General features: G+C 75.3%; 14 protein-coding genes. 8 read left to right on the forward strand and 6 right to left on the reverse strand.

All coding sequences use genetic code 11. The annotated features are described in order from the left end of the window. Positions 1 to 37 precede the first annotated feature (37 nt). Complete coding sequence (locus tag KPF47_RS21610; protein ID WP_224390620.1) at positions 38 to 1,267, reverse strand: FAD-binding domain-containing protein; 1,230 nt, start codon at positions 1,265 to 1,267, stop codon at positions 38 to 40. A gap of 103 nt (positions 1,268 to 1,370) precedes the next feature. On the opposite strand from KPF47_RS21610, the gene KPF47_RS21615 reads away from it, so the two are divergent. Then, complete coding sequence (locus KPF47_RS21615) at positions 1,371 to 2,864, forward strand: FGGY-family carbohydrate kinase (RefSeq protein WP_224390621.1); 1,494 nt, start codon at positions 1,371 to 1,373, stop codon at positions 2,862 to 2,864. A 57-nt stretch (positions 2,865 to 2,921) separates the two neighbouring features. After that, positions 2,922 to 4,352 carry a Si-specific NAD(P)(+) transhydrogenase gene (gene sthA / locus KPF47_RS21620; protein ID WP_224390623.1) on the forward strand — a complete coding sequence of 477 codons (1,431 nt, stop codon included), beginning with the start codon at positions 2,922 to 2,924 and terminating at the stop codon, positions 4,350 to 4,352. 1 nt (position 4,353) lies between these two features. Here sthA and KPF47_RS21625 read toward each other — a convergent pair whose 3' ends face one another. Beyond that, on the reverse strand, positions 4,354 to 5,337 hold the full coding sequence (locus KPF47_RS21625) for a M23 family metallopeptidase (RefSeq protein WP_224390625.1): 984 nt from the start codon (positions 5,335 to 5,337) through the stop codon (positions 4,354 to 4,356). Between the two features lie 492 nt (positions 5,338 to 5,829). Between KPF47_RS21625 and KPF47_RS21630 the strand changes: the two genes are divergently transcribed. From KPF47_RS21630 to KPF47_RS21640, 3 genes are all read left to right on the forward strand, one after another. Then, the gene (locus KPF47_RS21630) at positions 5,830 to 6,639 is read left to right on the forward strand and encodes an SGNH/GDSL hydrolase family protein (RefSeq protein WP_224390627.1); all 810 of its coding nucleotides are present in this window, start codon (positions 5,830 to 5,832) and stop codon (positions 6,637 to 6,639) included. Between the two features lie 110 nt (positions 6,640 to 6,749). Further along, positions 6,750 to 7,574, forward strand: a complete 825-nt coding sequence (locus KPF47_RS21635) for a glycerophosphodiester phosphodiesterase family protein (protein ID WP_224390629.1) — start codon at positions 6,750 to 6,752, stop codon at positions 7,572 to 7,574. Positions 7,575 to 7,675: 101 nt separating this feature from the next. Continuing rightward, positions 7,676 to 8,143 carry a hypothetical protein gene (locus KPF47_RS21640; RefSeq protein ID WP_224390631.1) on the forward strand — a complete coding sequence of 156 codons (468 nt, stop codon included), beginning with the start codon at positions 7,676 to 7,678 and terminating at the stop codon, positions 8,141 to 8,143. On the opposite strand, the gene KPF47_RS21645 is transcribed toward KPF47_RS21640, so the two are convergent. Together KPF47_RS21645 and KPF47_RS21650 are read right to left on the reverse strand one after the other, a co-directional pair. Next, a complete protein-coding gene (locus KPF47_RS21645) occupies positions 8,119 to 8,514 on the reverse strand; it encodes a YkvA family protein (protein WP_224390635.1) in 396 nt (131 codons plus the stop codon). The two genes, KPF47_RS21640 and KPF47_RS21645, sit on opposite strands and share 25 nt — an antisense overlap. An 83-nt stretch (positions 8,515 to 8,597) precedes the next feature. Continuing rightward, on the reverse strand, positions 8,598 to 9,041 hold the full coding sequence (locus KPF47_RS21650; protein ID WP_224390636.1) for a CBS domain-containing protein: 444 nt from the start codon (positions 9,039 to 9,041) through the stop codon (positions 8,598 to 8,600). A 119-nt stretch (positions 9,042 to 9,160) separates the two neighbouring features. On the opposite strand from KPF47_RS21650, the gene KPF47_RS21655 reads away from it, so the two are divergent. Both KPF47_RS21655 and KPF47_RS21660 read left to right on the forward strand, forming a co-directional pair. Next, positions 9,161 to 9,625, forward strand: a complete 465-nt coding sequence (locus tag KPF47_RS21655; protein WP_224390637.1) for a MarR family transcriptional regulator — start codon at positions 9,161 to 9,163, stop codon at positions 9,623 to 9,625. A gap of 10 nt (positions 9,626 to 9,635) precedes the next feature. Further along, a complete protein-coding gene (locus KPF47_RS21660) occupies positions 9,636 to 10,190 on the forward strand; it encodes an NADAR family protein (RefSeq protein ID WP_224390638.1) in 555 nt (184 codons plus the stop codon). Between the two features lie 21 nt (positions 10,191 to 10,211). Here KPF47_RS21660 and KPF47_RS21665 read toward each other — a convergent pair whose 3' ends face one another. Beyond that, the gene (locus KPF47_RS21665) at positions 10,212 to 10,565 is read right to left on the reverse strand and encodes a hypothetical protein (RefSeq protein WP_224390644.1); all 354 of its coding nucleotides are present in this window, start codon (positions 10,563 to 10,565) and stop codon (positions 10,212 to 10,214) included. 281 nt (positions 10,566 to 10,846) lie between these two features. On the opposite strand from KPF47_RS21665, the gene KPF47_RS39735 reads away from it, so the two are divergent. Then, positions 10,847 to 11,578 (forward strand): PadR family transcriptional regulator, encoded by a 732-nt coding sequence (locus KPF47_RS39735; protein ID WP_305080457.1) that lies wholly within the window; start codon positions 10,847 to 10,849, stop codon positions 11,576 to 11,578. A gap of 144 nt (positions 11,579 to 11,722) precedes the next feature. Here KPF47_RS39735 and KPF47_RS21675 read toward each other — a convergent pair whose 3' ends face one another. Continuing rightward, positions 11,723 to 13,021 carry a nitrate/nitrite transporter gene (locus tag KPF47_RS21675; RefSeq protein ID WP_224390645.1) on the reverse strand — a complete coding sequence of 433 codons (1,299 nt, stop codon included), beginning with the start codon at positions 13,019 to 13,021 and terminating at the stop codon, positions 11,723 to 11,725. Positions 13,022 to 13,082 lie beyond the last annotated feature (61 nt).

Raw genomic sequence — 13,082 nt, forward strand, 5'->3', positions numbered from 1 at the left:
GCGCCGACCCCCTTGGCGATGGGGTGTCGTGGATGGTTCAGCCGCGCCGGGGCAGCCGCTTGCGCCACGCGGTGAACGAGGTGACCGGACCGGCGTGCGGGCGGTACAGCCACGGCCAGGGGTGCACGACGACCGGACGGACCGCGGCGGAGCGGGTCGCGAACCCCGGGACCGGGGCGTGGGTGACCGCGACCGCGGTGCCGTCGAGCTCCGCGGCGACGGTGCCGCGCCGTACCTGCACGGTCCGGCGCCGTCCGAGGTCGGCGAGGGTCTGTGCGAGGAACACGAGCCGCTTGCCGGACAGCCGCAGGCGGCGCAGCAGCGGCTCGTCGAAGACGAACACGGCGGGCAGGTCCGGGTGGGCGAGCAGGGCGGGGTCGGCGTCGCCCAGCGACTCGGCGGTCAGCCACACCGCCTCGGGGCCGGTCCCGGTGGTGACCGGGGCGGCCGGTCCCGCGGTGGCCTCGGGGTCGGGGTCGGCGCGCAGCCGCGGGTCGCGCTCGGGGGCCGGGCGCGACGGCGGATCGGCGGGCCGGCACTCGATCGGGCAGGCCTCGGACAGCGCGCAGCTCCCGCACAGCTGCGGGGCGCGCTTGCGGACCTGCCAGCGGGAGAAGCCGTAGGGCTTGCCGGTGCCGGCACCGACGGTCCACTGCCAGCCGAGCCGGTTCGCCGCGCGGGAGCCGTCGAGCAGGTGCGCGAAGAACTCGCTCTCCCCGCCCGCCCACTCGTGCCCGGCGCGCACGGTCCACTGCGAGGACAGCCACATGCGGGTCTGGTTCACCAGCCAGCCGTCGGTGTGCAGCTCGGTGAGGCAGGCGTCGACGCAGGCCATCTCGGCGGGCCACGGCTCGTCCCATCCCTGTTCGGCGCGGGCGGGGGCCGCGCGCAGCGCGGAGCGGGTGCGGGTGCGGGTGCCGAGCCGGGCGTAGAGGTGGCGGGCGTACTCCTGCCAGCACAGTTCGTCGCGGAACTTGGCGCGGTCGCGCGGCGGGGCGTCGGCGGCGGCGTCCCAGGCGGTCGGCAGGTCGACCAGCCCGTGCCGGATCCACGGCGACAGCGCCGTGGCACCACGCCGCGACACCGGCAGCACCTCGTTGCGCCGCGCCGCGTAGCCGGTCAGGTCCAGTGCGGCGACGGCGGCGTCCGCGGCGGTCTGGCCGCCCCGGAACGCCCCGGAGGCGACGGGCTCGTCCCGGCAGAGGTCACCGAGGTGCTCGCGGACCCAGTCGGTCGCGGTGTCCGGGGCGGGTGTGGGCAGCTGCACCGCCGCAGTCTGCGGTGCCCTCGCCCACCGCGCGCGTCGACCTGCACGAATGTTCTGCGCTCCTGCTGTGTGCGCCGCGCGGTCCGGACGGTAGGAACGTCCCATGCGCGTGTATCTGGGCGTCGACATCGGCACGTCGGGTTCGAAGGGCGTCCTCGTCGATCCGGGCGGCCGGGTCCTGGCCAGGGCCGACCGCGCACACGACACCGCCCAGCCCCGGCCCGGCCACGTCGAGCACGACGCCGAGACCGTCTGGTGGGGCGACTTCGTCGCGATCGTGCGGGAGCTGCTGCCCGCCCTCGACGGCGACGCCGAGCTGGCCGGGCTGGGGGTGTCGGGGATCGGCCCCACCCTGCTGCCCGCCGACGGCGACGGCCGCCCGCTGCGCCCGGCCATCCTCTACGGCGTCGACACCCGGGCCGGGACCGAGATCGACGAACTGAACGGGGAGCTGGGCGAGGACGCGATCCTGGCCCGGGCGGGGACGCCGCTGTCGTCGCAGGCGGTGGGGCCGAAGTGGCGGTGGCTGGCCCGGCACGAGCCGGAGGTGTTCGCCCGCACCGAGATGTTCCTGATGTGCTCGTCCTACCTGGTGCACCGGCTCACCGGCGAGTACGTCCTCGACCACCACTCGGCCAGCCAGTGCGACCCGATGTACGACCTGACCGCAGCCGACTGGGCACCGGACTGGGCCGAGCGCACCGCCCCCGGACTCACGCTGCCCCGGCTCCTGTGGCCGACCGAGGTCGCCGGACGGGTGAGCGCGGCGGCAGCGGCCGCGACCGGCCTGCCCGAGGGGCTCCCGGTCACCGCGGGCACCGTCGACGCCTGGGCCGAGGCCACCAGTGCCGGGGTGACCGGTGCCGGGGAGGTCATGGTCATGTACGGGACGACGATGTTCCTCATCGAGGTCATCGACCGTCCGCACCCGCACCCCGCGATGTGGACCACCCGCGGCGTCGTACCGGGGTCGTTCACCCTGGCCGCCGGGATGGCGACCTCCGGGGCGATCACGAACTGGCTGCGCGATCTCACCGGGGAGGGGTTCGCCGGGCTGGTCGCCGAGGCCGCCGAGGCACCGCCGGGCAGCGGGGGGCTGCTGCTGCTCCCCTACTTCGCCGGGGAGCGGACACCGCTGTTCGACCCGGACGCCCGCGGGGTGGTCGCCGGGCTGACCACCGGGCACACCCGCGGCGAGGTGTACCGGGCCGCGCTGGAGGGCATCGCGCACGGCGTGCGGCGCAACCTGGAGGTCATGCGGTCCGCGGGCGGCGGCACGAAGCGCCTGGTCGCGGTCGGCGGCGGGGTGCAGGGCGGCCTGTGGACCCGGATCGTCACCGACGTGACCGGGGTCCCGCAGGACGTGCCGGAGCAGACCGTGGGCGCCGCCCTCGGCGACGCCTGGCTGGCCGCCGTGGCGACCGGGGCCGAACCCCGGCTGCGCGACTGGAACCCGGTCGCCCGCACGATCGAGCCGGACCCGGCGGCCCGCGAGGTCTACGACCGCTTCCACCCGCACTACCGTTTGCTCTACACCGCCACCCGGGAGACCGCGCACTTCCTCGCCGCCGAGCGGAGACGCTCCTACCGGGCGTGACACGGTGTTCACACCGGCGCGGTTGCCGCGCGGCGCGGCGGCCACCACGCTGTGCGGGTGAGTGCCGACGAGTCATCCGTCCACGACTACGACCTGGTGGTGATCGGCTCCGGCCCCGGCGGGCAGAAGGCCGCGATCGCCGCAGCGAAGCTCGGGAAGCGGGTGGCGATCGCCGACCGCGGCCACATGATGGGCGGGGTCTGCGTGAACACCGGGACCATCCCGTCGAAGACGCTGCGTGAGGCGGTGCTGTACCTGTCCGGGTTCAGCCAGCGCGAGATGTACGGCGCCAGCTACCGGGTCAAGTCCGAGATCACCATCGACGACCTGCTGGCCCGCACCCGGCACGTGATCGGCCGCGAGACCGAGATCGTGCGCAGCCAGCTGCTGCGCAACCACGTCGACATCCTGACCGGGACGGCGCGGTTCACCGACCCGCACACCGTCGTCGTCGAGGGGCCGGGGCGCGGGGACCACAACCAGGTCAGTGCCTCGCACTTCGTCCTCGCGACCGGCACCCGCCCGGCCCGCCCGGACACCGTCGCGTTCGACGGCGAGCGGGTCGTCGACTCCGACCAGGTGCTGCAGCTGGGTCGCGTGCCCGGGTCGATGGTCGTCGTCGGGGCGGGGGTCATCGGCATCGAGTACGCGTCGATGTTCGCCGCCCTCGGGACCCGGGTCACCGTGGTGGAGAAGCGGGACGCGATGCTCGGGTGCTGCGACCCCGAGGTCGTGGAGTCGCTGAAGTTCCACCTGCGCGACTCCGCGGTCACCTTCCGGTTCGGCGAGGAGGTGTCCTCGGTCGAGGTGAACGGCCGCGGCACCGTCACCAGCCTGGCCAGCGGCAAGAAGATCCCGGCCGACATGGTCATGTACTCGGCGGGACGGCAGGGCATGACCGAGGAGCTGGGGCTCGACGCCGCCGGGATCCGGGCCGACGACCGGGGGCGGATCGAGGTGGACAAGCAGTACCGGACCTCGGTCGAGCACATCGCCGCGGTCGGCGACGTCATCGGGTTCCCGGCGCTGGCCTCGACCAGCATGGACCAGGGCCGGCTCGCGGTCTACCACCTGTTCGGCGAGCCCGTCCGCGAGCTGCACGAGCTTCAGCCGATCGGCATCTACACGATCCCGGAGATCTCGTTCTGCGGGCGCACCGAGGCCGAGCTGACCGCGGCGTCGATCCCGTACGAGACCGGGCTGGCCCGCTACCGCGAGCTCGCGCGCGGGGCGATCGTCGGCGACTCCTACGGCATGCTGAAGCTGCTGGTGTCACCCGAGGACCACCGGCTGCTCGGGGTGCACGTGTTCGGCACGAACGCCACCGACCTCGTGCACATCGGGCAGGCCATCATGGGCTGCGGCGGGACGATCGACTACCTCGTCGACACCGTCCTGAACTACCCGACGCTGTCCGAGGCCTACAAGGTCGCCGCACTGGACGCGACCAACAAGATCCGTGCGCTGGAGTCGGTCCAGAACTCCTGACTCAGGTGTAGCGGAACCCGTTCGCGTCCAGCCACGGCTTCGGGTTGATCTTGGTACCGCCGGGGTCCACGACCTCGATGTGCAGGTGCGGACCGGTGGACTGGCCCCGGTTGCCGACCTCGGCGATCTGCTGGCCCGCCGCCACCTTCTGGCCGACCGAGACCAGCGAGCGGTTGATGTGGCCGTAGACGGTGACCGTGCCGTCCGCGTGCCGGACCCGGACCCACATCCCGAAGCCGCTGGCGGGGCCGGAGCTGATCACGGTGCCGGCGATCGGCACGTGGATCGGGGTACCGATCGGGGCGGCGATGTCGAGCCCCATGTGCCTCGTGCCCCAGCGGGAGCCGAAACCCGAGGTCACCCGGCCGGTCACGATCGACACCGCACCGCCCGCGGAGGCGGACTGCAGCGCACCGGTGGCACCCGCAGCGCGGGTGGCCTCGACCGCCCGGGCGCGCTCCTCGGCGGCCTTGCGGACCTGGTCGACCGAGGCGCCGGCGGCCTGGACCGCGGAGGCGGCCCGGGCACGGCCGGTGTCGGCGGCGGCGACGGTGCGCGCGGCCGCCGAGGGGGCGGCGGCCGGGGCGGCCAGCGACGCGATGGTGGCCGGGTCCGCGATCGGGGAGGTGGCGTCGTCCGCCGCGGCCCGCGGGGCGGGGACGGCGGCGGGGAGGGCGGCGTCCCGGTCCGACACGGACGACGATCCCGCCGTGTCGGACCAGGACGTCACGGTCGCGGACAGGTCGCCGGAGCCGACACCCGCGTGGGCGGTGGCGGCGATGCCGCCCACCGCGACGACGGCGGCTGCGATCCGGGTCGAGGCCGGCCAGCGCGAGCCGTCCTCGGTCCGGGTGTCACGGGCGCGCCGGACGTGCGGACCTGCGGGGAACGAGCCGACCGGTACCCCGATCCCGGCCACCGCGAACTGCGGGGCCAGGAGCGCGAGACTCGCCGGGCGGCTCCGGGGGGAGCGATGCCGTGCCACGACCCTTCCTTCCGGATCCCGGAGCGGCGGACAACCCGTGGGGAGCGGGCGGCCCCCTGGGGAGGAGCCGCGTCCGGTTCGTGACCGTTCCGTGATCTGCCGACGACGCTAGCCGGACGGACCGGACGGACAAACCCGATCGGGTGATCACGAGACCGGCGGGACGTTGCGGGCGGTGAGCGGGGAGCACCGGTCACTCGGCCCCGTCACCTGCCGTTCACCGTGCGGCCGGTCCGCTCCGTCCGCCGTGGACAGCGCTCTGAGCTGCCCGTTCTCCCTGCCGGTCCGCACAGCCGAGTGGTCGTGACCGGGATCGGGGCGCACCGGACCGTCACCCGGGGTGAGGACGGGAGCACGGCGGCACCGCAACCGCTGCGCGGCGGACGCGGCCGGGCCGGGACCCGTTCGGCGCACCTCGTCGTCGACACCGCGTGCACCCCCTCACCCGGTGCCCGAATTGCCGTCCCGGTGGCGCGCGGGTTGTCTGGACGGGTGCGCCGCTTCCTGGTCCCCCTGCTGACGTGCGCGTTACTGGTCGCCCTGGCGCCGGCGGCCCTCGCCGCGCCGGCACCGGCCGCCGCCCCCGTCCGCTACGTCGCGCTCGGCGACTCCTACGCCGCGGGCGTCGGGGCCCGCCCGGACCCGGCCACCGGGGACTGCCGCCGGAGCGACGCCTCCTACCCGGCGCTGTGGGCGGCCCGCCACGCCCCGGCGTCGTTCGTGAGCGTCGCGTGCAGCGGCGCCACCAGCGGCGAGGTGATCGCCCGGCAGGTGCGCACCGTCTCCGCCGACACCACCCTGGTGACGATCACGGTCGGCGGCAACGACACCGGGTTCGGGCCGGTCCTGGCCGCCTGCAGCGTCGCGCGCGACGACGAGACCTGCCTGCGCGCCGTCCGGGGCGGGGAGCGCGCCGCCCGCTGGGTCGCCCCCGGCGGTCTGATCTCGACCATCGTCGGGGTCCGGCTGCAGGCACCCGACGCCACGATCCTCGTGCTGGGCTACCCGCGGCTGTTCGAGCCGGGCGCCGACTGCGATGTCCCCGGCGTCCCGAACGCGGTCCGCCGCGAGGCGCTCAACCGGGCCGCCGACACCCTCGACGCCGCCCTCGCCGACGCGGCAGGCCGCTTCCGGGGCCGGTTCGTCGACGTCCGCGGCGCGTTCGCCGGGCACGGCATCTGCTCCGCCGACCCCTGGATCACTCCCCCGCCGGCAGCGGCGCCGGCCGTCTACCACCCGACGGGGCAGGGCTACCGGGACGGCTACCTCCCCGCGTTCGAGGCGGCCCTCCACCGGCCCTGACCCCCAGCTCCTCGTCCGCCCGCCCGCCGCAGGACACCCGCCCGACACCCTCCCGACCAGCCGCGCGACCATGGTCCCAGGCACCGCCCCCGATCCTGAGGACTCACCTCGTGCGACGCCTGCTCGGCACCCTCCTCGTCCCCGCCGCCCTCCTCGCGACGGCCACGACCGCCCTCGCCGACACCGACCGTCCCCGGCCCGGCCCGGAGGTCGTCGCGCACCGCGGCGCCTCCGCCGACGCCCCCGAGAACACCCTCGCCGCCGCCGACGGCGCACTGGCCCAGCGGGCCGACGCCGTCGAGGTCGACGTCCAGCGCACCGCCGACGGGCACCTCGTGCTCGTCCACGACGCCACCCTGGCCCGCACGACCGACGTCGAGCGGGTCTTCCCGGCCCGCGCCCTGGCGCCGGTCGGGTCGTTCACCCTGGCCGAGCTGCGCCGGCTCGACGCCGGGTCGTGGTTCTCCCCCGCCTTCGCCGGGGAGCGCATCCCGACCCTGGCGGAGTTCGGCGACCGGCTCGGCGGCCGCGCGGACCTGCTGATCGAGCTGAAGGACCCGGCGAGGTACCCCGGCGTGGAGAAGGAGGTCGGCTACGAGGTCGACGGCCGCCGGGACGTCGTGGTGCAGTCCTTCGACCACGACGCGATGCGGCGCTTCACCGAGGCCACCCCGGACGTCCCGGCCGGCTGGCTGTTCGACGGGCGGCCGACCGCGGCGCAGCTCGACGACGCCGTCGCGCACGGGGTCACGCAGATCAACCCGTCGTTCCGGGACGTCGACAGCACCCTGGTCGCCGACGTCCGGGCACGCGGGATGCAGACCGGGGTCTACACGGTCAACGACCCCGACGACATGCGCCGGACCGCACGCACCGGGGTGGACCGGATCATCACCGACCGGCCCGCGGTGCTGCGGGAGGTACTGGGCGGCTGACCCGGGCGCGCGGACCCACCGCCGACATCCACCTCACACCGCCCGCCCTAGACTCGCCCCGTGGCGCGGGCGATTCCCGGCCGCTGAGCGGAGGATCGGGGATGACGGCTGTACGGCGGCCAGGACTGCTCCTCCCGGCGGTACTGGCGCTGCTCCTGACAGCGGGATGCGGGAGCTCCCTGGCGACCCAGCCGGGCTCGTCCCGCACGGTCACCACGACCGAGAGCCGCCCCTCCAGCCCGTTCTGCGACGCCGTCGAGGCCAGCCGCACCGCGACCCAGCCGTTCAACGGGGTGGGCATCGGCCGCGCGATCCCCGACGTGGGCGAGGTGGCCGCGAACGTGCGGCAGGCGAACGAGCAGGTGACCTCGCTCGCCCCGCAGGAGATCCGCGCGGACTTCGAGCGGGTGGACGTGCTCGTCGAACGTCAGCTGGCCCTGCTGGAGGCCAACGGCGGGGACACCCTCGCCGTCGCCCGCGACCCGGGGATCGCCCAGGACCGGGCGGACCCGGAGTACCAGGCCGCCTCGCAGCGCATCCGGGACTACGTCCGGTCGACCTGCACCTGACCGTCGACGACGACCGGTGCGGTCCGCCGCCACCCCAGGTAGCGGTCGGCCTCGACCAGCAGCGCCCCACCGAGCCACATCGCGACGACCGCGTCGTCGCCCAGGCCGAAGACGGTCAGGAACGCCTCGGGCACCAGGTCCACCGGCGACACCAGATAGGCCAGTGCCATCAGGAACAGCGCGACCCGGCCCTTCCCGAGGTGCGGGTAGGTGCCGCGCCAGGCGTCGCCGGCCATGGCGGGCAGCGCTCGGAACCGCTCGACCGGCCCGGGCTCCCCGGGGCGGCCGCGACGGGTGAGGGCGCGGAAGAGTGTCGCGAACGCGGCCGTACGGCCGGCGCGGCGACCTGCGGTGGCACTCGCTGCAGCCATGTCCGGTGCAACGTGCGGCGGGCCCCGGCCGTTCCCGGCGACGCGGTCACGTCACACCGGGAACCGCCGGGGCGGGCCCGTGGTCAGTGGGAGGCGAGGTAGATGTCGCGCAGCACCCCGGCCTCGGTGCTCATCTCGGCCAGCCGCTGCTTGACGACGTCGCCGATGCTGATCATCCCGACGAGCCGCCCGCCGTCGACGACGGGCAGGTGACGGTGGCGCCAGCGGTTCATCAGGCCCATGGCCTCGGCGAGCGAGTCCTCCGGCGCGCACGTCACGACGTGGCGGGACATGACGTCGGCGACGGTGAGGTCGAGCAGCCCCGCACCGTCGGTGGCGAGCCGGCGCACGATGTCGCGCTCGGAGACGATCCCGTCGACGCGTTCCCGACGGCCGTCGTCGGAGACGACGAGCGCGCCGATCGCCGGCGGACCGGCGAGGCGGGTCGCGGCCTCGGCGATGGTGTTCCACGACAACACGGTCTGCACCGTGTCGCCCTTGATCCGCAGGATGTCGGACACCTTCATGGAACTCTCCCTTCGACGGCCCTATTGTTGCGCTTGCGCAGTAGTTGTGCAATGGCAAAGATTGATCGACGCAACGGTCAGGCGGGGGTAAAGCCCCCTGGTGCGGGAGGTGGACGGGGATGGGCGGGACGGACGGGCGAGACCGGGATCACCCGGACGGCGCCACGGTCGAGGCGGGCCTGGCCCTGGCGCGCGCGTTCACCGGCATCAGCGTGCGCGCGGTCGCCGCGGCCGGGGACCTCGTGACCGTGCCCCAGCTGCGGGTGCTGCTGCTGATCGCCGACGCGGGACGCACCAACGTCGCCGCGGTCGGCCGCGAGCTCGACGTGCACCCCTCGAACGCCACCCGGGTCCTGGTCCGGCTCGGACGGGCCGGCCTGGTCGACCGCAGGCCCGACCCGGAGGACCGGCGACACCTGATCGTCGAGCTCACCCCGGCCGGACGGGAGCTGATCCGCGACGTCGACGCCCACCGGCGCGCCGCCGTCGCCGAGCTGCTGGCCCGGGTCCCCGCCGGGCGACGGGCCGGAGCGGCCGAGCTGCTGGCGGCGCTGGCCGACGCGGCGACCGCCCCGACGATCTAGCATCCTCGGCGTGAGCGAGGGCGCCCCGACCGACGTCGCATCCCTGCGGGCCGCCGTGGCGGCGGGCGCGGACCCGCGGTTCGTCCCGTTCTGGGGCTCCGAGCCCGAACCGGGCGACGTGCACGTCCTGAGCCAGTGGTTCCCGTCGCCGTTCGTCGTCGACGGGGTCCGCTACGCCACCGCCGAGCACTGGATGATGGCCGCCAAGGCCCGCGTCTTCGGCGATGACGAGGCACTCGCGCGGGTCCTGTCCGACGACGACCCGGACACCGCCAAGCGCGCCGGACGCGACGTGCGCGGCTTCGACTCCGCGGTGTGGTCCGCACGCCGGGTCGAGGTCGTCGTCCAGGGCAACGACGCCAAGTTCCGGTCCGCCGAGCGGCTCACCGCCGCCCTGCTGGGCACCGGTGACGCGGTCCTCGTCGAGGCCTCCCCCGTCGACCGCATCTGGGGCGTCGGCCTCGCCGCCGACCATCCCGACCTCGGTGCGCCGCAGCGCTGGCCCGGGCGGAACCTGCTCGGCTTCGCCCTGATGCGGGTGCGCGCCGGGCTCGGAGGCGGCTGACCCCGGCCGACCGGCCCCGGGTCAGGTCGCCCCGGGGAACGGGGAGCGGCGGGGACGGCGGACCCGGCGCACCACCAGCGCCGCACCCACCCCGGTCGCGACGGCACCGCCCACGTAGGGCACGGCCGCCCGGGCGATCTCCCCCGCCCGGCCGACGAGCGCCGCACGACGGGCGGCCAGGCCCGCACCGAGCCGGTCCAGGCTGGCCCGCAGCTCACGTGCCGCCTCGACGACCCGGTCGTCGCGCCCGTCGGACCGGGCCGAGAGCCGGTCGCGCAGCTGCGCGGCGGAGACCTCGCTCAGGTCCAGTTCCTGCGCCGTGTCCTCCGGCGCCCCGCCGGCCGGGCCGGTGCCCGCTGCATCGTGACGCCCCACGACTCCCCCTCCGTCCGGCGGACCGCCCGCCGGGACAGTGAACCCGCCGCGGGCCGTAGCGCGCACCCCAGGACGTTTTCGACAGATCACCGTTGCGTCGAAGAGCAGTCGCGATATATCGTGATGGCACACGAGCCGATCGAAGAGGGAGGCTCACGACGAGAGGACGACGCGTCATGACCACGCGCGACATGTTCCGGAGCCCGTTCGGGCCCCGTACCCAGCGATACCCCCGGGGCCGCCGCGGCGCCGGGTTCCCCTGCGGCCCGGAGGAGGCAGCCATGCACGACACCCCCGATGTCCACGGCGACGACCGTGACGATCCCCGTGACGATCCCCGCAGCGAGGGCGGCCACCGCCGCGGTCGCTCCCACCGCCGTGGACGCGGCCCCGGCGGACGGGGCTTCGGTCCCGGCCGCGGGTTCGGCCCCGGCGGACCGTTCGGCCCCGGCGGACCGTTCGGCCCCGGCGGCCCCTTCGGTCCCGGCGGGTTCGGCCCGGGAGGGTTCGGTCCCGGCGGCTTCGGTCCCGGGGGGCCCGGCCCCGGCGGACGGCGCGGCAGGCGTGCCCGCGGCGACGTCCGCACGGCGGTGCTGGCGGTCGTCGCCGACGGCCCGCGGCACGGCTACGAGATCATCCAGGAGATCACCGGCCGCTCCGGCGGTCAGTGGAAGCCGAGCCCGGGCTCGGTGTACCCGATGCTGTCCCAGCTGGAGGACGAGGGTCTGGTCCGCTCCGAGCAGACCGAGGGCCGGCGCGTCGTGCACCTGACCGACGAGGGCACCCGGCACGTCGAGGAGCACCGCGCCGAGCTGGACGCGGTGTGGGCGCCGTTCGCCGAGGACGCCGAGGAGGCCGGGTCGGACCCGGCGACCGGTCTGGGCACCGAGCTCGGCCGGCTCGCGGCCGCCGCACGGCAGGTCGCCGAGGCCGGCTCCGAGGCGCAGGTCGCCTCGGCGACCGAGACCCTGACCGAGGCCCGCAAGGCCCTGTACCGGCTGCTCGCCGAGTGAGGCTCGCCGAACGAGCAGACCACACCGCGTGAGGCCCGCCGCACGAGCGGATCGCACCCGCGCGGTGTGGCGGACGGGCGGAGCACGCCGGGTGCGGTGTGCGGGGCGGGGGCGGGACCGGACGGGTCCCGCCCCCGTCGTCGTCTACCCGGTCCGCCCGCGTCGCCGGTTGCGGCGCAGCGCCTCGCGCAGCGGCGGGACGACGGTGCCCTCGGCGGCCATCACCCGCCGGGCCTTGCGCCGGGCCAGGACGACCGCCACCGCGGTCAGCGCCCAGATCGGGAACTGCACGAGCCAGGCGAGGCGGAACGCCTCGGGGGTGTAGCCGCCGGACACGCCGAGCACGAGACCGACCAGCAGCGTGGTGGTGAGCGACGCGGTGAACCCGCCGACGTTGACGATCCCGACGGCCGTGCCGCGCCGGTGCGCGGGGTTGAAGGTGCGGGCGTAGTCGAACCCGACGGCGGAGCAGGGCCCGTTCGCGGCGAGCACGACGACGAGCAGGACGAGCAGCCACAGCGGGGCGGGCGGCGGGACGAGCAGCACGACCGTCCACACCAGTGCGGTCGCGGCGATGACCGAGAGCACGAGCCAGGACCGGCGCAGCGGGTGGCGGGCGGTGAACTCACCGAACACCGGTCCGACGACGGCCCCGGCGAGGACGAGCACGGTCAGCATCGCCGACGCGCCGGTGGGGCTCATCCCCTGTCCGGCGACGAGGTAGGGCACACCCCAGAGCAGCGCGAACACCAGGCCGGAGAACTGGGTGCCCGCGTGCGACCAGAGCCCGAGCCGGGTGCCCGGGTGCGCCCAGGCGTCCCGGAGCCCGTCGACGACCTCGCGGGGGCTGCTCGCCGGCGCCGGGGCCGGGCTGCCGGGTGGCCGGTCGCGGAACACGGCGAGCACCGCGACCGCGGCGACGACCCCGATCGCGGCGGCGGACAGGAACGCGGTGGTCCAGCCGTAGGCGTGCAGGACCGTGGCGAGCGGGATCGCGGACAGCACCTGTCCGAACTGGCCGAGCAGCGCGGTGACCTGCGTCATCAGCGGTACCCGGCGCGGGGCGAACCAGGTGGACAGCACCGACAGCACCGAGATGAACGTCAGGGCGTCGCCGACGCCGACGAGCACCCGGGCCGCGACGGCCAGCGGCAGCGAGGTGGCGAGTGCGACGAGGACCTGCGCCGCGGTCATGGTGACGGCACCGGCGAGCACCATGGTGCGGGCGCCGAACCGGTCGAGCAGCAGCCCGACGGGGACCTGGAGGGCGGCGTAGACGAGCAGTTGCAGGACGAGGAACCCGGCGAGCACGGTCGGGGACGCGTCGAACCGGTCGGCCGCCTCCAGCCCGGAGACGCCGAACGAGCTGCGTTGCAGGACCGCGACGACGTAGGCGAACAGACCGGCGGACCAGACGACGTAAGCGCGACGTGACGTGTGCATGACGAACGACCATTCTGGTCCACCCCGGACCCGCGGAGGGCCCCGGTGGGACCGTGTCACA

Source organism: Pseudonocardia sp. ICBG1293 (assembly GCF_020131355.1).
GTDB lineage: Bacteria > Actinomycetota > Actinomycetes > Mycobacteriales > Pseudonocardiaceae > Pseudonocardia.

Coding starts and splice junctions, on each gene's coding strand:
- KPF47_RS21615 (WP_224390621.1), top strand. CDS start 1,371: ATGCGCGTGTATCTGGGCGTCGACATCGGCACGTCGGGTTCGAAGGGC.
- KPF47_RS21640 (WP_224390631.1), top strand. CDS start 7,676: ATGACGGCTGTACGGCGGCCAGGACTGCTCCTCCCGGCGGTACTGGCG.
- KPF47_RS21645 (WP_224390635.1), bottom strand. CDS start 8,514: ATGGCTGCAGCGAGTGCCACCGCAGGTCGCCGCGCCGGCCGTACGGCC.
- KPF47_RS21650 (WP_224390636.1), bottom strand. CDS start 9,041: ATGAAGGTGTCCGACATCCTGCGGATCAAGGGCGACACGGTGCAGACC.
- KPF47_RS21655 (WP_224390637.1), top strand. CDS start 9,161: ATGGGCGGGACGGACGGGCGAGACCGGGATCACCCGGACGGCGCCACG.
- KPF47_RS39735 (WP_305080457.1), top strand. CDS start 10,847: ATGCACGACACCCCCGATGTCCACGGCGACGACCGTGACGATCCCCGT.
- KPF47_RS21675 (WP_224390645.1), bottom strand. CDS start 13,021: ATGCACACGTCACGTCGCGCTTACGTCGTCTGGTCCGCCGGTCTGTTC.